We start from the raw sequence: 23,512 nt of genomic DNA, 5'->3' as shown, positions 1-23,512 counted from the left end.
GTTACGATGCGGTGGGAATATTGGCATTATAACGGTACTTCAAGAAGCTTTGCGCATTGCTCACTACCTGGAACGCCTCTTTCAGGTTGCGTCGTTCAAAACTGGTCAGATTCGTCGGATGGATGTTGTTGTCTGGTTCCTTACCGGATTCGATCTGCCTTGACTGGTGGCGAATCCTGACAATTGAGAGGTATTCCAGCGCATCGACCAGATCGGCACCCTTGCCCTCCGGCAAGATACCGGATTGAATCACGTCATCCAGCCGCTCAAACGAGTTGACCGCGCTAGAACCTACCGCCAGCGCATGCACTCGTATCACGTCGGTCAAGGGAGCGGTCCCGCGCCGCTTGATATTGATCGAGTTCTTGTGCTGACCATCCTTCTCCATAACAAACTCCTTGAAAAACCCTAGAGGTGGCTTCCGGTTCAGGGCATTTCTCGCCATGCTGGCCAGGAAACTACGATTACCCCGGGTCTTATCGGTCACGAACCGGCGCAACTCGGTTGCCCACTGTGTTCGCCCAAACACGCCATCCAGATCAAAGAAGATACTGCCGTTGAGCAGGGCCTGCGGTTTCGGGTCATCGATCCACTGGCTGAAATGTGCCTTCCAGGCACTGCGCGTCATACGCCACTTGGGATTGCTGGCCATGATCTCTCCATCACAATAGCTGTAGCCGCAGGCTGCCAAGCCATCACAGACAAACTTTGCCAACTGTTCGAAGTAGGCACCGTGCGCCTCCTCCCGGTAGCGGTCGTCCAGAACAATCGCGTTGTCCTGGTCGGTGTAGATCAACTGCTCATCGCGCGCCATGGAACCGAGCGCCAGGAAACAGTAGGGAACCGGCGCTGGTCCGAACTGCTCTTCAGCAAGCTCCAGCAGGCGCTGTTTGAAACTCTGGCCAATGACTGCCATGGCACTGCCGATCATGTGTGAATTGGCATCCTCCTTGACCATACGCACAAACACTGCGGGAAGCTGCTGGGAGTAAGCTTGCAGCTCCTCTACATTGGTCATGTTGAATATACTGCGCACCAGGAGAATACTGCTCTGTGACTCGTGACGCACCAGGTCCGAGAGCGCCAACACACCGATAGGCACCTGTCGACGCATGATCAGCAGATGATGGATGTTGTTGCGCAACATCAAAAGCATCGCCTCGAACACGTAGGCATTCTCATCCAGGGTTACCATCACCTTCGACATCACCGTCTTCACTGCACTTTCCGGTGACAACCCAGTGGCCAACACCCGTTCGCGAAGATCCCGGTCGGTGACGATACCACCCGGACCCTCGGAATCAGTCTGTTCCGGGTTCGGGTCAACCACCAGCAGGGAGGATACCTGTTGCGCTGTCATCAGCTCCGCTGCATGCCTTATACTCGCATCACCCGGTATCGTGACCAGTTCCCGGGTGATCAACTCCTTGACCTTCACCGATGTCAGGTTGTTGTTCTCCTGGTGGTCGGAAACCGCCTTATGCAAGAGCGTGCTGTTTTCGCTTTCGAAGTAGTCGGCAAAGGTTTCGTAACGATCACAATAGTCCTGGAACAGCTCAAACGGGATGCAATAGATCAGCGTATCCTCGATCGCCTTGACCGGAAAACGGACCCGCTGATTCATCATCAGGCTCACCTGTCCGAACACATCACCATTGGTCAGCCTGTTATAGAGTTCACCCGTCCTGCGGTAAGTCTCTACCGCCCCTTTCCTGATCACGTAGAGATCCTGTATCGGGTCAGCCAAATTCAGAATGTCGCTACCTGATCGGTAATAGACCACCTCGACCTGCCGGGCCAGCTCATTCAGCACCTCTTCGGGAAGTTCATCAAAAGGTGGGTGATTGACCAGAAAACTCGCGATTTCTATTTGCTCTGCATGCACGTTGATTATCCCGATACGGCCTCTGCGAGGGGTCCGATGTACTCTGTGGATCCTCGATGAATTAAAAAGGTGGATTCAGTTTACGAATGCGCCACCAGTGATGCAGTTAAACACTTCAAAAAGTGTTTAATAGTTAGACATTCTCTCAGCCTATGATTCAGAAAACAAACTACTCTATCAAGCGCCAGTTTTGAAACATCCAACAAATTGATTCCCTTCGGAACATGCCACTTGAGCAAAAAATTGGTTTTTTCATGTGAAGCCGAATTCACCAGTGCCATTTGATGCAGTCCATTTCTTACTACCGAATGTTAAAATCTGATCAATCCTTTTGCCTATTAATAAAAGGATTAGAGCCTCCGAACAGGGACAAGAAGAGATAATAAAGAAATTACATTCAGCACGCACCGTCGAGATCGAGACACCCTGATGTGGAACTGCCTGTTGGTATGATTTATGGAAGGGGTAATTTCAAAAGAGGCCAAACAGATGAAAGGAGAAAAACCGGAAGGCTATGCGCCAATATAAATATCAGATCATCTCCACATAACGGAGATTTTTCTGACTGAAAAGGTCAAAGCCATTTTCTGAATCCGGCCCTTTTTCTACATTGTGATTAAGTGAATAAGGTAACTCAAAGCAGAAATCACAAGAGCAAAAAGCAGCAGCAGGACAGTGGTACGTGGCCAAATAAAAACAATAACACCAAGTAATCCGGCTGCGCCAAGATTAAACAATGACTCCATAACAAAGTGTTCTTCTGGTAGATTAAAAACTGCGCCCAAAACCACCAGTAAGATGAACATTAACAGTATTGCCACTGCGCTAATAATTAGCCCAATAACCCGCCAGCGCTTCCAGTCATAAAATGGATCTTTTATAAATATCAGGAACAAGAAAACGGGTATCATTAACAAAAAAGTAATGCCGCTCACATCCATATGGGGCACTGGTAGCCCCATGGGACGCTTTGGCATATGTCCCGTCATGATCATCTTCATATCTTCGTAATAGTCGTGGACCGTATACTCCCGATGAGTCTCCGGGTTATAGCCAAGCTCAGATTCTAGATCATAAGGCTTGTTATTCTCGTCATTCATCGTAAAACTCCCTTTTTTCTTAGACTTTTAAGAATGTTTGAGCAACGACCTGGAAGATATAGATAGACTGCGTAGGGTGCTATGAACTGCAAGCGTCGAAATTTTTTTGGATATTCTATAGAGCTTTAATGGTAGTACATACCAAAAAAACCCGCCACTACGGTCAGAAAGGTGAAAACAACGGGACCGGTCTCAATTTAAATAAATTAAACCTGAGTGAAAGCTTAGGCTAATAGTTATTTGCAATTGCTTTACATGACCTGAAACATCGATTCAGATCATGTGCAAGTTAAACCCGACCAGTTAACTAGCTTTTCATAATCCGACATGAGCGAACTTTTAGCACCTGAAAATATCGGTTAGATGTACTCTTTTCAACTTAGTATGGAGCTATGCCCACTGTTACTGTGATGGCGTCTATAGCCTAAGCCAGCCAAGCCAATAACTAATAAAGCAACAGTTGCAGGTTCTGGAATGCTTTCTGTAGTCTGCTGAGGTGAACTTGCAGATGCACTGCTGTAAACGTGCCCCTCGAGGTAATATGTATTTGCAGCAAGAAGGTCGACCGTAAATCCCACCGCCCCAGTTATTTCACCTACATTACCCGATGTGAATAAATCACTGCCAATGTTTACAGCGCCAAGCATTAGGTTGAGTGCAATGTGTGAATAAACGGCATTGCCTTCAGAAATATCATCTTTGCTTAATGCATGAGAGATAAGATAGTCAAAACTGAAGGTGATTTCGCCATCTGATATAGGCGAAAACGTTTTACCTCTATGGGATGTACCGGAAGCTGAGACATCTTCCGCGGGAGGAGTTGTTGTACCTATACCATCTGCTCTTGCATGCGCGGATACATTTGCAGAGGTCATAGTGGTTCCAGCATTACCTGTAGCATCAGCAGTGACTTGTGCCTGATATGAAAGCACAGGACTCCCGGTCCACCCATCTTCTGATTGGTAGTTACTGTCTGTCACTCCATCTAAATTTGCATCAGCACCATTGTATTTAAAATCACCATCATTCCAAATCACAAGAGAGTCAAGACTTTCCCAGTCAAGAGTTAATGATGCTGATGTGTCAGATATAGCCACAGCCTGAACAAACTGGCTTGATGATATCAACGCAAAAAAGATAATCAACGCTTTGGTTAAGTTACTTTTTTTCATTTTGAAACCCATTATGCCTATTTAACTATATAATCAATTATAAAAAAGCATAATCTATGCCACGAAAATAAACTTAATAAATACAGGTATTTATTATTTGAGGAAAATACTAAGGCATTGAAATATGTAAAATATTCTGACAGTTAATCATTAATTCCTGTCAAAAGAGTAACGGCACCAGACAAGCGAAAGGGATTAGGGTCGCCATCCAGAATCAACCTGCAAAAGAACAATCAAGAGACCATGGAAAGATCATCCAGAGAGTGCCGCTGATCTTCTTCTGCCCCCAGCTCACGTAATCCCTTAATAGCCGTTGTGATGTGCGCCTCTTGTCGGTCGAGCGGATAAACCATATAGACCGGTAGCGTAATCAATGGACTGTCCTCTACTGGAAACAACTGCTGAGATTCAATCAGATGGCGCACCAAACGCAATGGAAGGTAGGCGGAACCCCCGTAATTATTGATCAACTGCATAGCGAGCCAACCGATATTCACTCGCTGCGCCGAGGTATCCACATCGGGAAACCGGGCCGCAAACTGGGCCAGAAACTCCGGCCCCCAGTCGATGTGTAGATAACTGGAGTCCTGCCACTTCCGCTCCCGAGAGCTGGTCATCAGCACCAGTGATTCACCAAAGAGCTGTTCTGCCGCAATGGCTGGTCGACTCTGCGGTGTATACATCACGCCGATATCGATATCCCCCTGCACCATACCCTGCATGATTCCCTCTTCAAATCCGATCTCCAGCCTTAGTGAGATATCCGGGGCAGTCTGGCGCATCCAATGTACCCAGAGGGGCAAAAATCCATCCCACAGGGCGCTACGACCCTGTAGCGTCAGTCCTGCACTGAATCCACTGGAAAGCCCGACATCATGTCTTGCCTGTTCATAGGTACGAACCATGATCTTGGCATGTCGCAAGAACCGCCTGCCCGCCGCCGTCAATGCAGCCCCGCCTCGTCCACGGCGAAACAGCGCAGTGCCCAACTGCTGTTCCAGTGTTTTGATCCGCGCACTCACCGTTGATTGGGTAATGTGCAGCTTTGCCGCCGCGCCAACAAAATTTCCAGCGGCTGTCACTGCCAGGAAAGTCCGGGCAAACTCTATATCCATAAATATAATCCGGGAAATATGAAAATTAGGAGCTATATTCTATCGTATATTACGATATTAAGTAACGGTAATATTCGTTTGTTCAATATACGCTACCTCCCTATACTGACCCAAGTATCAGACTTTAACGGAAGCAGTATGAAAGAGCGTTGGCCATTGATGTTGTTAGCAGTAACTAGAACCGCATCAAGGTGCATACCCAACCTGCACCCCTCCCGGTTACTCGGTTATTTGTCTGATAACAACGCCCATCCCACCAGCCATGCCGAGAAATGGATCTCTGCAGGTGGTGGATTAGTGAGTGTCTTTATGATCCTGTTGATCAGCCAACAAGTGCTGGATATGCACGGCACCACTCTGGTAGTCGCCTCAATGAGCGCCAGTGCAGTGCTGCTGTTTGCAGTACCCCATGGCGCTATGTCCCAGCCTTGGGCTGTACTGGGGGGACATATCATTTCTGCACTCATCGGTGTAACCGTAGCACGATGGATTGAGTCGCCGCTGATGGCATCCGCCATCGCTGTATCGTTATCGATTGTGGTCATGCACTATCTCAACTGCCTCCACCCACCGGGGGGTGCCACTGCACTGGTGGCGGTACTCGGGGGTAGCGCCGTGCAGGAGATGGGTTACAGTTATGCCGTTACGCCGGTGCTGGCAAATGCAGTAATCCTGCTTACCATCGCGATGATTTTTAACTACCCATTTATCTGGCGGCGCTACCCTCAGGCCTGGCAAGAGGCAGTGCCTACCGAGAAATGCATGATCGCCCATAGCGACCTTGTCTACGCACTGACCGAGATAGACTCATTTATTGATGTCAGCGAAGAGGATCTGCTACGCATTTATGGATTGGCTTTAGGCCATCATCGGATACCACAGCCCCAAGGGCAGATGCTGCCTATAGAAAGCACATTGTGAGGTTTAATAAAATGAATATGCCGAACAAAAAAGAACCCATGCAGACAAACCCTTTTGCCATCCGTATCGACTACGTTGACATCGGTGGCCACCTGATTGCTACCGATCAGGAGGGCTATATACAGGACATGGACGAGTGGTCGGAGGCCTTTGCCCTAGCCCTTGCGGAGAAAGAGCAGCTGACCCTGAATGACGAACACTGGGAGGTGATCAATTACATCCGCGACTACTACCAGCAGCACCGGGTACAGGCGCAGGTACGCGACATGATCAAACACTTTCGCAAGGTATGGGGCAAGGAGCGGGCCAATACTCGCTACCTGCACGATATGTTCCCGATGGGCGGGCCACAGAAACAGGGCAACCGGCTGGCCGGCATACGTAAGACAAAAGGCGAGCACTGATCAATTTCGGCTTAGCAAGGTAGGGCATTTTTGCCCACGCTGAAAATTAATCCGATAGGTCAGACTCGCTGATATTCACAAAACATCTAAACCAACACTCACGGCTGGTCTACACATCTCCGGGTATCCGCATGTTCCAATCGGGCACATCACCTATCACCCCATCATGTCGTGGATCAGGTTCTTGAACCAGCTGTGTGCATAGGTCACCTCGCGCTTGCGCTGCTCGTCCGAGGCATCCATGGGTGATAACCCTCCAGAACCTTTTATCGATTCGATAACGTTTGTCTCCTTGTCCAGGCGGTATACTGCAGCAACGGAGATACCGTGCTCTTCGCCCAAGATGCTGTAGCAGGTGTTAACAAAGGTCGGATCACCTGGCTCAAGGCCATTGAATCGGGCCACAATGGCCGCAGCTGCTACCTTCGCCTGAGAGTTGGCGGCATAGGCCGATTTTGGCATCTTGGCTGCGTTCGATGCGTCACCCAGGACATGGATGCCGGGGTGACGTTTGGATTCAAAGGTCATCTTATCGACCGGGCACCAGTCACCGTCCACCAGGTCGGAGGCAAAGGCCACCTTGCCAGCCTTTTGTGGGGGAATGATATTGATGACATCGGCCTGGAACTCTTCAATCTCCGCCTGCAGGGTCATTGTGGAGGGATCAATCGCCTCCACTTTACCACCCCCGGCAGCACCGACCCATTCGATCATGCTGTTCTCGGTGCCGAATCCATACAGCTTGGACCAACCCTGTCGGAACAGGCCCTGCTTGGAAAAGGCGTCTTTGGGATCGAGAATAAGTATCTTCGCCTTGGGTTTATGGTGCTTACAGTACATGGCGATCTGGGCCGCCCGCTCATAAGGTCCTGGGGGGCACTTGAATGGGTTGGGCGGAGCGACAATGATCACTTTCCCCCCCTCGGGCATGGATTCAATCTGCTTGCGCAGAGTGACCGTTTGTTTACCGGCAAACCAGGCATGAGGAATGGTTTCAGCCACCTCCGCATCGTAGCCTTCAATCGCGTCCCACTTGAAATCGACGCCGGGTGAGACGACACAGGCATCATAGGGGAAGCGTTCTCCGCCATCGGTCACCACCTGTTTTTTCTCGGGATCAATGACTGAAACCCGATCGCTGATGATCTTCACCCCATGACGCTTTAGGCCTTCGTAATCGAAGGTGATCGATTCAATAGTCCGATCACCGCTAAGTACTTCGTTACTCATAAAGCAGGAGGTGTAGGCGGCCTTCGGTTCAACCAGGGTCACATCAATCCGGGGATCGAGCTTGCGAAGATACTTGGCCGCAGTGCAACCACCCACGCCACCCCCAACGATCACGACCTTGGGGCCGGCTGCCAGTAACAGACCAGGAAATCCCAGAACACCTGTTGCCAGTGTGGCGCCGGATGCTATGCGAATAAAATCTCTGCGATTAAAATCACTCATCATCTTTTTCCTTATACCTGATACCTGTTTACTGCTGGCTGCCGTAGAAATGAATCAATGCTGATTGAGCCTTTTTACCGTGCTCTTTCAGTACGGCATCCACCTTACGCTTCATCTTGCGTGGATAGGCTCTTCTCCCCTCGACAAAGTCGGTCATGGAGTACTCAAGGTAGGGCATCCACTGACCGGCCAGAATGCCGGAATCGCTCTCCCGTCCTCCGTCAGAGTGGCACTTCTCGCAGTACTCCTTGTGAAGATCGGCACCCAGCTTGGCCAGATCAGGATCATGCTTCTGGGGCTTCAACAGAAGTGGCTGCTTGGCAAAAAACCAGGACATGCCTTTGATCTGTTCGTCGGTGTAACCCTTGGCGATACGATCCATGATAGTGGCATTGCGCTGATCCGCTTTATACGCCTGCATGGCATCAACAAAGACCTCAGGGTCCATGCCGGCGATGGAGGGGCTGGATGGCCCCACGCTGGAACCATCCGTGCCATGGCAGCCCGCACAGGTAAAGGCCAGCGCCTGTGCCGTTGGATCGGCCAGAACAGTGGCCGGGAGCAGTGTCAGTGCTGCCACGAGGAGATTGCGAACGGTTTTATTCATGATGTTATCTCTCTGCATGTTATCCGCTCCCATCATCAGTTCGGTGAGGTGGCCAGGCCGATCAGCACCAGGGTAAGCAAGGCCAGACCCGCCATGATCAACACGCTGGTGATAAAGGAGGCTGCCAGGTCGGCACGCCGCGAGGGACGTCTGACCAGGTAATTGTTGATCTCACCGCTGGCGACAAGCCGCTCGTACTCTTCACTGTGGTCATGCCTGAACTCCTCAAAGGGAATGGCGCCGGTGAAGATGGTGGTACTCATCGGGAAGCGCTCGGGCCTGAAGTGCACGTTGAAGAAGTGTACCGAGTTCAGGAAGATGGCGGCCAGCAGCGCCTCCTCAGCATGTACCAGGGTGGCGATATTGAACATCCAGCCCGGCAGGAAGAGGGCGGTCTTCTCTGGCATGAACAGCATAATACCGGAGGTACCAATAACGGCCGCACCCCAGAAGGGAGCCCAGTAATCAAACTTCTGCCAGTAAGTCCAGTGAGAGAACTCGGGGCGTGGTCCCTTGCCGAAGAACCACTTGAACATATCCCGCAGATCACGGGCGTCCTTCATATTGGGCAACATCGATGTACTGCCAAACCATTTGAATTCGTCACGCTTACGCCAGATGTTACTGATGGCGATCAGCAGATGGGCGATAAAGATACCGAGCCAGATCACTGCAGCGGTACGGTGAATTATGCCTTCCATCTCAACACCACCCAGGAATACCACCACGGCCTTGGCCCAACTGGTATGTGAGAACAGCAGCGTGGTACCGGTCAGAATCAGGGTCATGGTAGAGACCGCGAACAACCCATGAATCCAGCGCCAGACAAGCGGGAAGCGGCGGAAGTAGACGATGTCAGGCTTGTCCATATCCTCGATAAAGCCCTTGCCCTGGATGCGGTCCATCACCTCGCGGTAGAGCCACAACATGACATGGACCCAGAAGAAGGCCATGACCGAGAAGATCAGGATTTGCATGAATATTTTGAAGAACCACAGACCAGGATAGTTTTCTCTGTCGTCCGCGTCACCATGGGGCCAGAAGGTCAGGAAGTTCTCATTGGCCTCGGTGTGACAGACCTTACAGTTCTCCAGGCGATTGTTGGCGTGAATCTCTGAAGTGGGGTCATCTGCACCCTTAACCTCATGACCGCCGTGGCAGTCGTGGCACTTGGCGGTATTGGTGTAGCCGAGACGATGCACCTGGCCGTGATATGAGTCGAAGTAAGTGCGCTGGGCATCCTCGTGACAGTCGCCGCAATTTTTGGTGATCGCTCGTTTGGCTTTGTCGCTCTCGGGTGAACTGATGTCATGGGTGGTGTGGCAGTCAGAACAGACCGCCGACTCGCTGTCACCTTTCTCCAGAACAGCCTTACCGTGATCAGAGGTTTTGTAGGCGACCAGTTCTTTCTCGTGACAACGTCCACATACCTCCGGGTTTTTCAGGCGTTTCTCGGCACGCTGAATACTGCCCAGCTCACCGACGTTATGCGCATCATGACAGTCATAGCAGGTGGCATTGGTCTGTGATTGATCAAGTTTGCTGGGTTGGGCATGGACCGACTGCATAAAGCTGTCGATCTGCTCATTAACCACTTTGAGGCGGTCATGTTTGCCGTCGAGATCATTTTTGTATTCGTCCCAGGTCTCCTTGTGACAGTCGATACAGCCAACAATCACGGCCGGTGCCTTGCGGTGAGGGACGCGTTCGATCGTTACGTGGCAGCTGTTGCAGCTCTGTTCGCCGTGAACACTCGCCTCAATCTCTTTGCGATGAACAAAGATCTTGACCGGACTGCCATCATCCCGCACATCAGTTTGTTGTTTCTCATCGCCGTGACATGTCAGGCAGCGTTCATTCGGTATGATGCGCTTGCCCGTCTTGGGGTCAAAGCCGTGGGGGATCTCTTCGCCTAGCAACGTGGCCACACCATTCTCAGTGGCTGATAAAGGGAAAACAACGGCAATAAATAAGAGGAAGGCGAACCAGGTCGAGTATTTAAGGCTGATCTTTGACATCTCGTGATCCCTGCAGTTTATGAGACACAACCGCTGCAACAAGGCAGAAGCTATAGAACATTCCGGAACACAACAAAATGGCGTACAGGAACGTACAAGCTTAAAAAGTCAGAGATCAGAATTCAGGGAATATGCCCCTTAGATAACAATAAAACCCCACCCTACAGATCTCCCGCCAGAATAAAGTAACAATGTAAGCAGGGTTATTACTTGATAAACATCAATAGGTTTCCGTAGTTATATCTATGCGGGTATACACTGTTTCTTGCTTTAGCCATCCGCCTACAATCCCAATTAATGAATCAGTCATATTGGACAGATTGCCAGAGGTATTGCTCAAGCGTCATAAGCACCAAGGCATCCCATTTATCCTGAGTAATATTTTTAGTGCGCTATTGAACCACGCTGGAACGAGGTAACCTGCCGCATGGCGCGGAATTGATTTTTCGTCTTATCCACTACAGAAGCTAATAGGTTCTGAGTTTCTATGATTACGCAAGCAAGGTTATATCAACAGCTCAGTTCAACGTTGTCAGCCGTCTGAATAGATCACCCCAACCATGACTGAAGATAACCAATAGAGGGACTATCGTTATGAAGGTATAGAGGACATGGCGAATGCGCGCATTGGCACGACTCATCTCCATGTAGTGATCGACTACCATGCGACCTTTAAATGCGATCAGTCCTGCAACAATCAAGGTCAAAGGCCAGCCGGGATGTCCCGTTTCTGCGAACCAGGCACCCGCCACTGTCAGGCCAATCAGCAGCAACCATATTTTTTCTGCATGTCCAATATTCATCTTTCCCATTTCACCTCAATATGTAGAAGAAGGGAAAAATCGCCAGCCAGATGACATCGGTGGTGTGCCAATAGACCGCCGCCGCTTCCAGGCCACTGTAGTCTTTTGATGTGTAGATACCGCGATGGGTGCGTACAGCGACCCAACCAAGCCCCAACAACCCCCAGAACACATGCACGAGATGATTAAGTGTGAGGTAGTAATAGACCGTGTAAAAAATACCCGCCTTGGTATCGACGCCATGTGCCATGTTCCACTGGATTTCAAAATATTTAACCAGTGGATAACCACAACCCAGGATGAACGCCAGTATGACCCAGCGGAATGCCCTGGTCGCAGCGTCCTTTCGGATCGACTCAACCGCCTTAACCATGCAATAACCACTGGTCAATAAAAGCAATGTAATCGTTACACCCGCTAGAGTGACGAGTTTATCGGGTCCAGTCTGGAAGGCTTCAGGGTGATGCGCCTTGGCAACGAAGTAAACAATAAAGAGCAGAAAAAATTCTACTAGTACGCAGAAGATACCGACCCAGATGCCACTGTTTCCTGGCACCCTGTTGTGATCATCTACACTAGCACTTGGTTGTGCATAAATAGGCTCTGTCAAAGGGGTAGTCATCGTGTCCATTATTCATGAATGCTATCGGGTGGATCTATGATAAAGGTCAAACTAGCTTGATACTGGTAACTAACGTTTAAAAAAGCGCACTTTTACACCAATGGCCAACTACCCCTTCTCCAACAAGCCATGCATACAGTTCGCCAGGAGAGCCAAATCAGCCTTGCGATGATAGGAGGCTCGCCACACTAGGCTTAATTCACGATGTGGTCCCTTCTCGGCCAGTGGACGTACGGCAATCTGGTTCTGTGCCAAAAAGTCATCATTGACCGCCATCTCTGGAAGAAAGGTGATGCCCTGCCCGCCTGCTACCATCTGTACCAAGGTGTAGAGACTGGTGCCTTGAAACGAGGCTCGATTGGCTACTGCCTTCATATGACAGACAGCCAAGGCATGATCGCGCAGGCAGTGGCCCTTTTCGAGCAACAGTAATTCATTACCGGGTAAGGCCCTTGAGGCGATGGGTCCTCCTTCACTGAGAGGATGCCCGGCCGGGAAGGCGACCAGGAAGTCCTCCTGCCAGAACACCTGCTGTTCCAACCCACCCAGATCAAACGGCAGAGCCAGGATAGCGCAGTCCAGTTCACCCGCGGATAGCCGCTCCAGCAAATGCTGGGTCTGATCTTCCAGCAGATAAAGCTCCAGATCGGCAAAGGTTGTGCGGACGCCCGGCAGTACCTTGGGTAGAAGAAAAGGACTGATGGTAGGGATCACTCCCAGCTTTAGCGCACCGCTGAGTGGTTTACGATCTACCTGGGCGTCCAGTACCAGTGATTCGGTCATGCTGATGATCTCCCGGGCCTTGTTGGCCAGGTCGATACCCAGCTTGGTGGGGATCACCTTGCGCTTAGTGCGCTCAAGCAGTTGAACACCGAGCAGCCCTTCCAGCTCCTGAATAGCCGTACTCAAGGTTGATTGAGTAACAAAGCAGCGTTCTGCCGCTTGGCCGAAATGACATAACTCCACCACCGTGACCAGATAATGAAGCTGTCTAAGTGTCGGTAGATTCATTAATCGCTTTTCTCCATTAATACTATTTTTTAATTCAATTGGATCGAATTTACACCATTCAGTAACCTACATCCATCGAATTCAACACCAGGAGAAATGAGATGACTGAATTAACTATTTCAAAGACTGTAAAGAACCTTGAGGCAGCCTTTGCCGGTGAATCCATGGCAAACCGTAAATACCTCTACTTCGCCAAATTGTGCCGTGAATTAGGCGCTGATGACGTGGCTGCGGTATTTGAAAATACTGCGCAGCAGGAGACAGCCCATGCCTTTGGTCATCTTGATCTGCTCTACCCCAAAGACACATTAACCGTAGAACGGATGTTAGAACTGGCCATTGAAGGTGAAACATACGAATATACGGAGATGTATCCTGAGTTCCGCCACACCGCCTTGCAAGAGAAGAATGACGACGCGGTGAAAGAGATGGATGAGCAGATTGCCGAATCCGCTGAACATGCGGAACGCTTCAGCCGCTTGCTGGATACTGCCGCCAAACGCTTCAATGCTTTGACCAAGGTTGAAGAGCGGCATGCCAATCACTATCGTGATGCGCTGAAGAATGTCGCCAGCTAATTAGAACCATAAAGTATTACTGAATTAATTAAAGAGGGAACAGTGATGAAAAAGTATAAGTGTATTGTATGTGACTTTATCTATGACGAAGCCGTTGGCATCCCTGATGAGGGCATTCCAGCCGGCACCAAGTGGGAAGATATTCCTGACGATTGGGAGTGCCCAGACTGTGGTACATCCAAGGATGATTTCGAGATGGTCGAGGTCTAATTCACCTACCCTGACACTGTCTGTTGCAAGGGATTGCACAGACAGACCAAACACCCCATACAAGCAACTGCAATTACCTGCTGACTGAAGTAAGCAGGTCAGTAACAAAGGGTAAAAACTATGTCTATCGTGATAATTGGAACGGGTATGGCGGGCTATAGCCTGGCCCGTGAGATACGTAAAATCGACAGTGAGGTGCCGCTTGTTCTGATCACGGCTGACAACGGTTACGCCTATCCAAAACCCGCTCTTTCAAACGCCCTGATTCAGGGGAAGCAGCCTGAACAGATCATCTCGGCAGATGCCGCGACCATGGCAGAACGGCTGAATGCGGTGATCCATACCCATACCCGAGTAACAACCGTTGATGGTGATGCCCATTCACTGGAGACGGATACCGCAGGAACGGTTCACTACGACAAATTGGTACTGGCAACGGGTGCACGTCCGATTCGCCTGCCTTTTAAAGGTGATGCGGCTGACGATCTTCTATCGGTCAACGATATAGAGGAGTACACCCAGTTCCGCACCAAGATCGAAAAGGCTGAACGGGTTGCCATTATCGGCCCGGGTTTGATTGGCTGTGAATTTGCCAATGATCTCGCCGTCTCTGGACGCGCCATCACCCTGATCGGCCCTGACCCCTACCCAATCAGCACCCTGTTGCCCGAGGCTGCCGGAAAAGCCTTGCAACAAGGACTCAGCGATATTGGCATCAAATGGCAACTCGGTACCGTGGCTGAATCAATCAATCATGCTGAGAATGGTTATGAGCTGACTCTGGCGAATGGCGACAAGGTGCAGGCCGATGTGATGTTATCCGCCATCGGTCTTAAACCCGATGTGAAACTGGCAGAAGTAACCGGACTGAAAACAGAACGCGGCATTGTTACCGATCGTTTTCTGGCCACTAGTCAACCCGATATCTATGCCCTGGGTGACTGTGCAGAGGTTGAAGGACAGAATCTCCCGTTTGTCATGCCACTGATGATTGGCGCACGAGCCCTGGCCAAGACATTGACGGGCACACCTTCTGAAGTGGTTTATCCGGCAATGCCAGTCACCATCAAGACGCCCGCCCATCCGATTGTTGTAGCACCTGCACCGCGTGGCACAGAGGGTGGATGGGAGATCGAAGCAGCCACACAGGGTACCAAATGCCTATTCAAATCGGCTGATGGAACCCTGCTTGGTTTTGCTCTGACCGGAGAGGCAGTTGAAGAGAAGGCGGCGCTACTGAAGGCGATGTAAACGAAAAGTGCCGATCAATTGATCGGCGCTTTTATAAATACCTGGTAACACAAAGATCTACTTCAGGGCACCCCTGAGAAAATCGCGCCGCGATCCACTCTTCTCGGTCGATTTCGACTCCCGATCAATATCAAGACGTCCAGGCACTGCTACCTGAACGGATTGCGTCTGTTCAACTTCCGCAGGCGGTTGGAACATCAACTCCATCACTTCCACCGCGGTCTGTCTGATCTGTTCTTGTGTTTCAAAGCTGTGCAGCGGCGACATCAGGGCGCAAGATTGATAGGGGCCAAGCGCTTCATTTTCAGTCGTCATGAAAACGACCTTGCCCTGAGGAAATTCATAAGTTCTATGATCACTTTCAACCAACTGCTCTGCATCGGCGGTGGCAGGCAACATGATCAATTGGAGTGTCCAGGGGGTAATCAAAGCACCCACCCAAAATGCTTGGAAACGCGTTAGCCCAACAATTTCAGTCGTCAATTGCTCATTGCAGACCGGCAATCCCTGCATCTGATTCTGCTCGATCTGTCTAAACGCTTGGGTGATCAACTCGGCAGGATTATTGGAATAAAAAGCAGGGTGTGACATCAATCATTCAACTCTTATCGGTAGGAAAAGAACCAGGGGTGCGGTTCCGATCGGTCAGATCGGCAAAATAGGTATCAATATCCACTTCATCATTGCCACTCATAATCTGTTCCATGGCATCCAAAGCATTGTTGGTCTGCTTCGCCTCGTCTTCAGTCAACACTTCCCGAGCCGAACCAATGAAATTCAAAACCCAGGTACCTGGCGCCTGCGGGCCAATCAACATGGTATTGACCATCTCTTCCCGCCCACGTCCCCGACACAACGCCATCAAATCACGCTGTTCAATAACTTGCATAGGAATTCCGATACACATATCTTCACCTAACCTGTCAGTCCCGTTTACTGTTCTGCTTCTGCCCAGAAGCCCTGGGCTCCATCCTGCCTGGGTTTTACTGCAATGCCAAGCGAACGCAATTCATCCACCAACAGTTCGACCATTTCATCCATCTTGGCGGATACACCCTCAGTCAAACCGATATGAGTGGCGAAAGATTCAGGTACCATGCCAATGATCGTGATCTTTTTAGGGGCTTGCCCTTGTACCGTCAGCAGGGCCAACAGATCAGAGAGACCAATTTGATGCGGCGATATCTTGGTCTGAAAGAACTTGGGGACCTGTTCATCTGCAAGCCGGACTAACGTGCAAGGTGCTGCACCGGTCTTAACCGAGTCTGCAATGATGACATGATCGTTATTACTGAGCGGATTGAGCAGATCCATGGCTGAGGTGCCACCATCAATCACTTCAACAGATTCAGGCAGGATGTAGCGTTGCTCAAGCAACTCGACGGCACGTACACCCAACCCTTCATCGGACAGCAGAACATTTCCCAAACCGATCACTACTACACTCATTTCGTCTCCACTCTTCGTCAGGCAAAAAGTCGCGTAGGGTGGGCACGAAGTTTTTGCCCACCTTTCCCATATCGGATTTTCAGCGTGGGCACAAAAGCGTGCCCACCCTACCAAGTAGGGAGATTTTAAAAAACCCTCCCACCCTGTTAGGGATAGGAGGGAAGGAGGCATCTATAGCTGTTCAGATGCTCAGAGGGCTTTAACCTTGATGATCTCCTGTTGCTCGGTATCCACCAGATGGATAGCGCAGGCGATACAAGGGTCAAACGAGTGAACCGTACGTAACACTTCCAGCGGTTGCTCAGGATCAGCAACTGGATTACCCATCAGTGAAGCTTCGTAAGGACCCATTTCATCACTCTCATTACGCGGGCCCGCATTCCAGGTACTGGGTACTACACACTGGTAGTTCTTGATCTTGCCATCATTGATAACCACCCAATGAGAAAGCACACCGCGAGGGGCTTCATGGAAACCGAAGCCTTTGATCTCACCTTTAGGGAACACCGGTTGATTGAACGTATCGGTGTCACCTTTGCCGATATTCTCTACCAGCATATTCCACTGCTCGTTCATATTATCCAGCATGACCGCGGTGCGTACTGCACGCGCTGCATGGCGCCCAATGGTAGAGTGTAGAGCTGCTAATGGAATCTCTTTACCAGAAACCGCATTAAGGGTACCCATGGCTGTCTTCAGGTGCTTCGCGGTGGACTCATGGCCCGCAGCAGCCATACAGAGGACATTGGCCAGTGGACCCACCTGGGCCGGTTTTCCGTAGAAGGTAGGCGACTTGATCCAGGAGTATTGCCCTTCATCCTGGAAGTCAGTGTACTGGGGCTCAGTCTCACCGTCCCAGGGATGCAACGCCGCGTCACCTTCATACCAGGAGTGCTTGGAACTCTCCTTCACACCTTCACGGAAGTAACCATCCTGATAGCTGGTGATTGGCTTGAAGGTGGTCAGATCGCCACCCTTAATATAACCGCCGGGCAACGCAAACTTTGTACCTTTGGTATCGATTGGCATATCAGGAACAGAAAGATAATCCGTCACACCCTGGCCGTATCCGGCCCAATCCAGATAGAACGCACCCACGGCAGGGACATCTACCAAATAAACATTATGAACAAAGTCGGACAACTTATCGATCCAGCCTTTGATCGCCAGCAGACGTTCCATGTTCAATGTGGACTGACTATCCAGATTGATGGAATTGGAGACACCACCGACAGCCAGGTTCTGGATGTGTGGCGTCTTGCCACCCAGGATGGTGACAATCTTGTTGGCATAGCGCTGCACTTCCAACGCTTGCAAATAATGCGCGACGGCCAGTAGATTCACTTCCGGCGGCAGCTTCATGGCAGGGTGTCCCCAGTAACCATTCGCAAACGGACCGAGTTGACCACTGGCAACGAAGGCCGCCAGTTTATCTTTTACCGCCTTCATCTCATGGGGCCCATTGCCCCCCCAGGAGGAGAGACTCTCCGCCAGTTTAGAGGTCGCAACCGGATCAGCATCCAGCGCTGAAACCACATCCACCCAGTCAAGGGCAGAGAGATGATAAAAGTGGACGATATGATCATGCACGGCCTGAGCCGCAACAATCAGGTTACGTACAAATTGTGCATTGAGCGGCACTTCAAGATTCAATGCATTCTCAACTGCACGCACCGAGGTGAGTGCATGTACGGTGGTGCAAACGCCGCAGATGCGTTGGGTGAAGACCCAGGCATCACGGGGATCACGGCCCACCAGGATCTTTTCAATACCCCGCCACATCTGGCCGGAGGACCAGGCGTTATTAACCTTGCCATCTTCTACTTCAACATCGATGCGCAAGTGTCCCTCAATGCGGGTTACGGGATCAACAGTAATACGAGTAGCCACAATATTCTCTCCTACTTAAGGAATGTCTGTTCTGCCTTACGCATGTTCAGCAGAATGCAGAACGGGCAGTTTCTTAACGAAGACCAGATAGGCCATGATTTCAATCGCAACGATACCCACGGTCACCATAATCTCGGGGACAGAGGGGAAGTAGCTGTAACCTGGACCTGGATTAAATGCGATCAGGAACGCATTGAAGCGATAAAGCGCACCGGCAAACAACAAGGAAACAGCCGCAAACAGCAGTAACCTACCGTTGTCCCGATTGCCCCGTGACAACATCACTACCAGCGGGAAGATAAACAGCGCCATCTCCAGCAGGAACATGTTGCCAGCCAGATCACCCGCGAAGGCAAAGCCAAGCTTCCCATTCAGAGCCAGTTCAAGAACACGCACCAACAGGAAGACTGAAATCAACGCGATGATCGCTTTACTAAGCCGCGCCAGCAGCGGTGTTTCAGGACGGCGATTAAAACCAACGGCGGCAAAGGATGCCTCAAAGATTACAATCGAGAAGCCCATGGTCAAGGCGGTTAGCAGTGCCATTAATGGTTGCCACTGTAGTGACTGCCACAGTGGATGCACCTTGGCCCCCATGATGATCAAAAGCGATCCCAAGGAAGATTGGTGCATGGTCGGCAGCAGCACACCGAGCGCGATAAAGAAGAACAGTACCTTATTCAACCAACGCAACATGTTCTTCGCACCCATTCTTTCGAGCACGGCTGGAGCAAACTCGATAAACAGCACGAAGATGTAGGTGATGACGCAAAGACCTACTTCGAGCATGACCGAGTTGAAGTTCCAGTTGGACGGCATGGCGATGTTATAGAACTGCCAGTAGCGCCCCATATCAAAGAAGGCACCAAAACCACCCAGCGCATAACCGAACAGACTGGCCAGTATGGCCGGTCGGATCAGTGGATGATATTTACCCTTATTAAAGACATAAATGACAAACGCCAAGGCGTAGCCACCACAGGCCAGAGCGGTACCAACCACCACATCGTAGACTACCCAGATACCCCAGGGGTAACCGGAATTGATGTTAGCCACTGCACCCAATCCATCAGCAAAACGTACGCCGAGAAAATAAAGTCCAATCGCAGCCAGGACGCCCAGGAACATGAAGGGCAGGGTAAGGATCTTACCTTCTACCGGTTGATGTTCACTCATGGTTCACCTCTATCGTTGTTAGGCCCGGGACGACGACTGTTTTGACCATCTGGGTCATCCTGGTCCGAGTTACTGGTGTTACGCTTGACCACATAGGCGAGTCCCGCCAAGGCAATTGCCGGAGCAATCATGCCTTTATAAAGCGTGTGCTGGACCCCTTCTGCGATGGAAGCGTAAGAGCGATCAGGGAGTTCGGGCATGCCCAACTTGTTCAGTGGTACACCGGCAATATGCATTACCTGGGTGCCACCTACCTCATGCTCACCATAGATGTGTTGTTGATAAGCGGGTGCATCCTTCTCATGGGTATGTAGCTCATCTGAGGCACGCCCCCTGGGATAGATGTAAGTCTCACCCGGTTTTGCAGCAAGCCGTTTTTTCGCCTCCGCCAGCAACTCTTTGCGGGTACCAAACAGCGTGGCACCGGTCGGACAGACATCCGCACAACCCGGTAGCAACCCCTGAGAAATACGCTCCACACCCGCCTGGTTACAGAACAGACATTTCTGAATCTGGCCTTTGGCATCGTGGTACTCGTACTGAGGAATACTGAACGGACAACCCACCATGCAGTTACGACAACCGATACAGGTATCCGCGTTGTACTGAACAATACCCGTCACTGGGTTTTTGGTCAGCGCCGATACCGGACAACCGGAAACACAAGCCGGGTCAACACAGTGCATACAACTCTTCTTGGCAAAAGAAAAACCATCGATCTCTTTATCTTTTGCTTCTGAAGTGCCGTTTTTGTAGACCTTGATGACATTGTAAGTCGTGCCAGAAACACCCCGTGAGGCATCGTACTGAACATCCTCACCCATAAGGGTGGGTGGCAGACCATTAATCTCTTTACAGGCGCGCACACAGGCTTTACAGCCCACGCACAAGGTCGCGTCATAGAGTATGCCGATAGCATTCTCTAATGGCGGCTTGTTTTCCCGCGCTTCGGCAATGCCGGCACCGCAGAGTGCTGCGGTTGCACCCCCTGCAGTCGCTTTGAGAAAATCTCTACGTTTCATAACGCCCCCTTAACCCTGGCTATCGCCGTCGCCTGCCTCGTTACTCTTTCCCAGCTTCTTGGCAGCCATAGCGGTCGCACCAACTGCAGCACCGATCACACCACCGACCAGTGCAGCCGCACCCGGTGTGGCACTGTTGGTGCCTGGACGATCATTGACATAAGGGAAGGCATTGGGTGGCGCATGAGTCTTCACATCCGCCAACTGGTGAATCGCCTTGGTGAAACCAACGCCCTCTTCCGTACAACCGAAACAGGGATGGCCTACACCTACAGGCCAGGCACCACCACCTACATCGCCAAACTCGATAGCGGGACAATTGGCATAGGTCTCAGGACCTTTACAACCCAGTTTGTAAAGACAGTAACCCAGCTTATGCCCCTCATCACCGAACTCCAGTGCAAAACGACCCGCATCAAAATGTGGACGACGTTCGCAGTTCTCATGGATCAGTCGACCGTAAGCAAACTTGGGACGATTCAGATGATCCAGTGCAGGCAGTTTGCCGAAGGTGACAAAATGCAGCACAGTGGAGAGGAAGTTATAGGGATTTGGCGGACAACCCGGAATGGTGACAACCGTCTTGTCAGGGAGGATCTCTGGAGCACCTTTCGCCTCAGTGGGGTTGATTCCACTAGAGGGGATACCGCCCCACGAGGCACAAGAACCGATAGAGACAATCGCTGCCGCACCTTCGGCCGCTTCTTTCACATGATCCAGCATGGTCTTGCCGCCGATCTTGCAGTAGATCCCGCCATCCTTGGTCGGCGTAGCACCTTCAATGACCAGCAGGTACTTGCCCTTGTTGGCCTTCATGGAGGCCTGCTTAGCAGCCTCCACTTGATGACCGGCCGCCGCTGCCAATGTCTCGTGGTAATCGAGCGAGATCAAATCCAGGATCAGGGTCTCAATCGTCGGATGTTCCGAACGCAACAGGGACTCTGTACAGCCTGTGCATTCCTGGCCATGCAGCCAAATTACCGGTGGTCTCGCCTTTGGGCTGGCTACCGCATTGGCCATCGCCATGGCATCACTGGTGGTCAAACCCATGGTCGCAGCCACGCCGGTACAGAACTTCATAAAGTCCCGCCGGGATACGCCCAGTCTCTTTTCGAGTTGCTCGAAATTGCGCTCGTCGTTCATTAACCCCTACCTCAATTGTCGGTTCTGGAAGGTGCGTTATTCTGATGTCTGAAGATCCAACTGCTGTGATCTGCCATTCCAGACGTAATTACACTTTCCATGCCAAAAAAAAGGGCAATATTTTTATCCTGATAATCAGAGGGTTATTTAAGTTGCTGACATATATCAGTAATGCATATCGGAAGGTGTTATTTCACCAAAAGGCTGGAGATGAAAACTATGTTTCCAGGAGGGCATGAACTTAACGGCGCAGAGAATTTCCCAGGAAAATTGCCTGGTAATAAAGCATGCAGTTGTCGATGAATATATTGATGGGTCGTCAGGAAGCCCTGATCTCTCGCCACTCACGGGACAGCTGTTCGCGATCATCCGGGTGGGCAATTGCAATCAGTGCCTCAGCCCGCTCGTTGAGGGTACGCCCAAAGAGGTTAGCCACACCATATTCGGTAACGATGTAATGGACATGAGAACGGGTAGTCACCACACCCGCCCCGCTATTCAGCGCTGAAACCAGGCGTGAACGACCCTTACGTGTACGGCTGGGCAGAGCGATAATCGGTTTACCGCCCTGTGAAAGTGATGCCCCCCGAATAAAATCCATCTGTCCGCCCACACCTGAGATTATCCGATGGCCAATGGAATCGGCACATACCTGCCCGGTCAGATCGACCTCAATGGCTGAATTAATCGCTGTCACCTTGGGATTCTTGGCAATCTCATGGGGCGAGTTCACCCAGTCAATACGCGCCTGAATCACTGAAGGATCATCATCAATAAAATCGTAAACCCGTTGCGTACCCATGATGAAACCGGAGACTGTTTTACCCCGGTGTGTCTTTTTCCGGGAATTGTCCACCGCACCCGCTTCAATCAGATCCAGCAATCCATCTGACCACATCTCGGTATGTACCCCAAGATGACGATGCCCATGCAGTGCTTTTAATACCGCGTCCGGTATACCACCGATACCCATCTGCAGTGTCGCTCCATCTTCAATCAGCCCGGCAGCATTACGCCCAATGGCCAACTCCACATCCCCCAGTATTGCAGGAGCAACTTCCGGAATGGGCTCATCCACTTCGATGTAGTGATCGACTCTGGAGATATGGACAAAACCGTCACCATGCACTCGTGGCATTCTGGGGTTGATCTGCGCAATGACTGTTTTGGCAGTCAACAGTGCCTCAAGGGCCACATCGACACTGCAGCCTAATGTACAGAAACCGTGCTTATCCGGCGGTGAGAGGTGCATCAGCGCCACATCGATGGGCCGTTGCCCAGAACGGAACAGCGCCGGTATCTCAGAGAGGAAGCAGGGCAGATAATCGACACGATCACCATCATAATAGGGCCGCATATTGCCACCGACAAAGAGATTGGCCACTCGAAAACTTTCGGCGTAACGCTGATCTGCATAACACGCATCGCCAAAAGTGTGCAGATGCATAATCTCTACGTTCCTTAACCTGTCCGCGTGTCCGACCAGACCTTCTATCAGTCTCAGCGGTGTAGATGACGCCCCATGAATGAATACGCGCTGTCCGGACTCCAGCACTTCCAGGGCATCGGCTGCATTTTTATACAATTTAGTAGTCAATTTTGAATTCCCTGTGCCGATAATAAAGCGTAGAATCGCGCCGCATAGCCAGAAGTGGATCATTCTACTTCAGTTTGTCGGCCTGT

Annotated in this window: 23 protein-coding genes; 5 read left to right on the top strand and 18 right to left on the bottom strand. The window is 50.9% G+C overall.

The window, feature by feature from the left end:
• Position 1: 1 nt before the first annotated feature.
• From FHP88_RS09275 to FHP88_RS09260, 4 genes are all read right to left on the bottom strand, one after another.
• Positions 2 to 1,885 (bottom strand): DUF294 nucleotidyltransferase-like domain-containing protein, encoded by a 1,884-nt coding sequence (locus FHP88_RS09275; protein WP_144358764.1) that lies wholly within the window; start codon positions 1,883 to 1,885, stop codon positions 2 to 4.
• Between the two features lie 605 nt (positions 1,886 to 2,490).
• Entirely contained in the window at positions 2,491 to 2,985 is a 495-nt protein-coding gene (locus FHP88_RS09270; RefSeq protein WP_144358763.1) for a hypothetical protein, read from the bottom strand.
• A gap of 374 nt (positions 2,986 to 3,359) precedes the next feature.
• A complete protein-coding gene (locus tag FHP88_RS09265; protein ID WP_186297669.1) occupies positions 3,360 to 4,157 on the bottom strand; it encodes a PEP-CTERM sorting domain-containing protein in 798 nt (265 codons plus the stop codon).
• A 233-nt stretch (positions 4,158 to 4,390) separates the two neighbouring features.
• On the bottom strand, positions 4,391 to 5,272 hold the full coding sequence (locus FHP88_RS09260) for a LysR family transcriptional regulator (RefSeq protein ID WP_144358761.1): 882 nt from the start codon (positions 5,270 to 5,272) through the stop codon (positions 4,391 to 4,393).
• Positions 5,273 to 5,410: 138 nt separating this feature from the next.
• On the opposite strand from FHP88_RS09260, the gene FHP88_RS09255 reads away from it, so the two are divergent.
• Positions 5,411 to 6,193: an HPP family protein gene (locus FHP88_RS09255; protein ID WP_260843226.1), complete on the top strand. Its 783-nt coding sequence runs from the start codon at positions 5,411 to 5,413 to the stop codon at positions 6,191 to 6,193.
• 11 nt (positions 6,194 to 6,204) lie between these two features.
• Positions 6,205 to 6,597 (top strand): TusE/DsrC/DsvC family sulfur relay protein, encoded by a 393-nt coding sequence (locus FHP88_RS09250; protein ID WP_260843225.1) that lies wholly within the window; start codon positions 6,205 to 6,207, stop codon positions 6,595 to 6,597.
• Positions 6,598 to 6,753: 156 nt separating this feature from the next.
• Here FHP88_RS09250 and FHP88_RS09245 read toward each other — a convergent pair whose 3' ends face one another.
• From FHP88_RS09245 to FHP88_RS09220, 6 genes are all read right to left on the bottom strand, one after another.
• The gene (locus FHP88_RS09245) at positions 6,754 to 8,049 is read right to left on the bottom strand and encodes an NAD(P)/FAD-dependent oxidoreductase (protein ID WP_144358760.1); all 1,296 of its coding nucleotides are present in this window, start codon (positions 8,047 to 8,049) and stop codon (positions 6,754 to 6,756) included.
• A gap of 28 nt (positions 8,050 to 8,077) precedes the next feature.
• Complete coding sequence (locus FHP88_RS09240; RefSeq protein WP_144358759.1) at positions 8,078 to 8,656, bottom strand: c-type cytochrome; 579 nt, start codon at positions 8,654 to 8,656, stop codon at positions 8,078 to 8,080.
• A 35-nt stretch (positions 8,657 to 8,691) separates the two neighbouring features.
• Positions 8,692 to 10,674, bottom strand: a complete 1,983-nt coding sequence (locus FHP88_RS09235; protein WP_144358758.1) for a cytochrome C — start codon at positions 10,672 to 10,674, stop codon at positions 8,692 to 8,694.
• Positions 10,675 to 11,192: 518 nt separating this feature from the next.
• Positions 11,193 to 11,486 (bottom strand): cytochrome C oxidase subunit IV family protein, encoded by a 294-nt coding sequence (locus FHP88_RS09230; protein WP_144358757.1) that lies wholly within the window; start codon positions 11,484 to 11,486, stop codon positions 11,193 to 11,195.
• 1 nt (position 11,487) lies between these two features.
• Positions 11,488 to 12,033 carry a cytochrome c oxidase subunit 3 family protein gene (locus FHP88_RS09225; protein WP_260843224.1) on the bottom strand — a complete coding sequence of 182 codons (546 nt, stop codon included), beginning with the start codon at positions 12,031 to 12,033 and terminating at the stop codon, positions 11,488 to 11,490.
• 174 nt (positions 12,034 to 12,207) lie between these two features.
• Positions 12,208 to 13,110, bottom strand: coding sequence for a hydrogen peroxide-inducible genes activator (locus FHP88_RS09220; RefSeq protein WP_144358756.1), 903 nt, complete (start codon positions 13,108 to 13,110; stop codon positions 12,208 to 12,210).
• A 101-nt stretch (positions 13,111 to 13,211) separates the two neighbouring features.
• On the opposite strand from FHP88_RS09220, the gene FHP88_RS09215 reads away from it, so the two are divergent.
• The 3 genes from FHP88_RS09215 to FHP88_RS09205 all read left to right on the top strand — a co-directional run bounded on the left by FHP88_RS09215 (position 13,212) and on the right by FHP88_RS09205 (position 15,149).
• Positions 13,212 to 13,688 carry a rubrerythrin family protein gene (locus FHP88_RS09215; protein WP_144358755.1) on the top strand — a complete coding sequence of 159 codons (477 nt, stop codon included), beginning with the start codon at positions 13,212 to 13,214 and terminating at the stop codon, positions 13,686 to 13,688.
• A 45-nt stretch (positions 13,689 to 13,733) separates the two neighbouring features.
• Positions 13,734 to 13,898 carry a rubredoxin gene (locus tag FHP88_RS09210; RefSeq protein WP_144358754.1) on the top strand — a complete coding sequence of 55 codons (165 nt, stop codon included), beginning with the start codon at positions 13,734 to 13,736 and terminating at the stop codon, positions 13,896 to 13,898.
• Between the two features lie 120 nt (positions 13,899 to 14,018).
• Positions 14,019 to 15,149 (top strand): FAD-dependent oxidoreductase, encoded by a 1,131-nt coding sequence (locus tag FHP88_RS09205; RefSeq protein WP_144358753.1) that lies wholly within the window; start codon positions 14,019 to 14,021, stop codon positions 15,147 to 15,149.
• Between the two features lie 57 nt (positions 15,150 to 15,206).
• Here the strand turns inward: FHP88_RS09205 and hybE are convergent, their stop codons facing one another.
• The 8 genes from hybE to FHP88_RS09165 all read right to left on the bottom strand — a co-directional run bounded on the left by hybE (position 15,207) and on the right by FHP88_RS09165 (position 23,426).
• The gene (gene hybE, locus FHP88_RS09200; protein WP_144358752.1) at positions 15,207 to 15,740 is read right to left on the bottom strand and encodes a [NiFe]-hydrogenase assembly chaperone HybE; all 534 of its coding nucleotides are present in this window, start codon (positions 15,738 to 15,740) and stop codon (positions 15,207 to 15,209) included.
• 7 nt (positions 15,741 to 15,747) lie between these two features.
• Positions 15,748 to 16,056, bottom strand: coding sequence for a HypC/HybG/HupF family hydrogenase formation chaperone (locus FHP88_RS09195; RefSeq protein ID WP_144358751.1), 309 nt, complete (start codon positions 16,054 to 16,056; stop codon positions 15,748 to 15,750).
• Between the two features lie 26 nt (positions 16,057 to 16,082).
• On the bottom strand, positions 16,083 to 16,598 hold the full coding sequence (locus FHP88_RS09190) for a HyaD/HybD family hydrogenase maturation endopeptidase (protein WP_144358750.1): 516 nt from the start codon (positions 16,596 to 16,598) through the stop codon (positions 16,083 to 16,085).
• A gap of 189 nt (positions 16,599 to 16,787) precedes the next feature.
• Entirely contained in the window at positions 16,788 to 18,488 is a 1,701-nt protein-coding gene (locus FHP88_RS09185; protein WP_144358749.1) for a nickel-dependent hydrogenase large subunit, read from the bottom strand.
• Between the two features lie 36 nt (positions 18,489 to 18,524).
• Positions 18,525 to 19,664 (bottom strand): Ni/Fe-hydrogenase cytochrome b subunit, encoded by a 1,140-nt coding sequence (hybB, locus tag FHP88_RS09180; RefSeq protein ID WP_144358748.1) that lies wholly within the window; start codon positions 19,662 to 19,664, stop codon positions 18,525 to 18,527.
• The gene (hybA, locus tag FHP88_RS09175; RefSeq protein ID WP_144358747.1) at positions 19,661 to 20,686 is read right to left on the bottom strand and encodes a hydrogenase 2 operon protein HybA; all 1,026 of its coding nucleotides are present in this window, start codon (positions 20,684 to 20,686) and stop codon (positions 19,661 to 19,663) included. The genes hybB and hybA overlap by 4 nt, the downstream gene beginning before the upstream one ends.
• Positions 20,687 to 20,695: 9 nt before the next feature.
• Complete coding sequence (locus tag FHP88_RS09170; RefSeq protein ID WP_144358746.1) at positions 20,696 to 21,829, bottom strand: hydrogenase small subunit; 1,134 nt, start codon at positions 21,827 to 21,829, stop codon at positions 20,696 to 20,698.
• 319 nt (positions 21,830 to 22,148) lie between these two features.
• Positions 22,149 to 23,426, bottom strand: a complete 1,278-nt coding sequence (locus FHP88_RS09165) for an acetyl-CoA hydrolase/transferase family protein (protein ID WP_260843223.1) — start codon at positions 23,424 to 23,426, stop codon at positions 22,149 to 22,151.
• Positions 23,427 to 23,512: the final 86 nt, after the last annotated feature.

This window comes from Sedimenticola selenatireducens (assembly GCF_007625115.1).
Lineage (GTDB): Bacteria > Pseudomonadota > Gammaproteobacteria > Chromatiales > Chromatiaceae > Sedimenticola > Sedimenticola selenatireducens_A.
Note: the sequence above shows the minus strand (reverse complement) of the source record. Positions and strands in the feature narration are given on the sequence as shown.

Coding starts and splice junctions, on each gene's coding strand:
- FHP88_RS09235 (WP_144358758.1), bottom strand. CDS start 10,674: ATGTCAAAGATCAGCCTTAAATACTCGACCTGGTTCGCCTTCCTCTTA.
- FHP88_RS09265 (WP_186297669.1), bottom strand. CDS start 4,157: ATGAAAAAAAGTAACTTAACCAAAGCGTTGATTATCTTTTTTGCGTTG.
- FHP88_RS09215 (WP_144358755.1), top strand. CDS start 13,212: ATGACTGAATTAACTATTTCAAAGACTGTAAAGAACCTTGAGGCAGCC.
- FHP88_RS09260 (WP_144358761.1), bottom strand. CDS start 5,272: ATGGATATAGAGTTTGCCCGGACTTTCCTGGCAGTGACAGCCGCTGGA.
- FHP88_RS09210 (WP_144358754.1), top strand. CDS start 13,734: ATGAAAAAGTATAAGTGTATTGTATGTGACTTTATCTATGACGAAGCC.
- FHP88_RS09255 (WP_260843226.1), top strand. CDS start 5,411: ATGAAAGAGCGTTGGCCATTGATGTTGTTAGCAGTAACTAGAACCGCA.
- FHP88_RS09250 (WP_260843225.1), top strand. CDS start 6,205: ATGAATATGCCGAACAAAAAAGAACCCATGCAGACAAACCCTTTTGCC.
- FHP88_RS09190 (WP_144358750.1), bottom strand. CDS start 16,598: ATGAGTGTAGTAGTGATCGGTTTGGGAAATGTTCTGCTGTCCGATGAA.
- FHP88_RS09240 (WP_144358759.1), bottom strand. CDS start 8,656: ATGAATAAAACCGTTCGCAATCTCCTCGTGGCAGCACTGACACTGCTC.
- hybB (WP_144358748.1), bottom strand. CDS start 19,664: ATGAGTGAACATCAACCGGTAGAAGGTAAGATCCTTACCCTGCCCTTC.
- FHP88_RS09245 (WP_144358760.1), bottom strand. CDS start 8,049: ATGAGTGATTTTAATCGCAGAGATTTTATTCGCATAGCATCCGGCGCC.
- FHP88_RS09170 (WP_144358746.1), bottom strand. CDS start 21,829: ATGAACGACGAGCGCAATTTCGAGCAACTCGAAAAGAGACTGGGCGTA.
- FHP88_RS09230 (WP_144358757.1), bottom strand. CDS start 11,486: ATGGGAAAGATGAATATTGGACATGCAGAAAAAATATGGTTGCTGCTG.
- FHP88_RS09205 (WP_144358753.1), top strand. CDS start 14,019: ATGTCTATCGTGATAATTGGAACGGGTATGGCGGGCTATAGCCTGGCC.
- hybA (WP_144358747.1), bottom strand. CDS start 20,686: ATGAAACGTAGAGATTTTCTCAAAGCGACTGCAGGGGGTGCAACCGCA.
- FHP88_RS09195 (WP_144358751.1), bottom strand. CDS start 16,056: ATGTGTATCGGAATTCCTATGCAAGTTATTGAACAGCGTGATTTGATG.
- FHP88_RS09270 (WP_144358763.1), bottom strand. CDS start 2,985: ATGAATGACGAGAATAACAAGCCTTATGATCTAGAATCTGAGCTTGGC.
- hybE (WP_144358752.1), bottom strand. CDS start 15,740: ATGTCACACCCTGCTTTTTATTCCAATAATCCTGCCGAGTTGATCACC.
- FHP88_RS09220 (WP_144358756.1), bottom strand. CDS start 13,110: ATGAATCTACCGACACTTAGACAGCTTCATTATCTGGTCACGGTGGTG.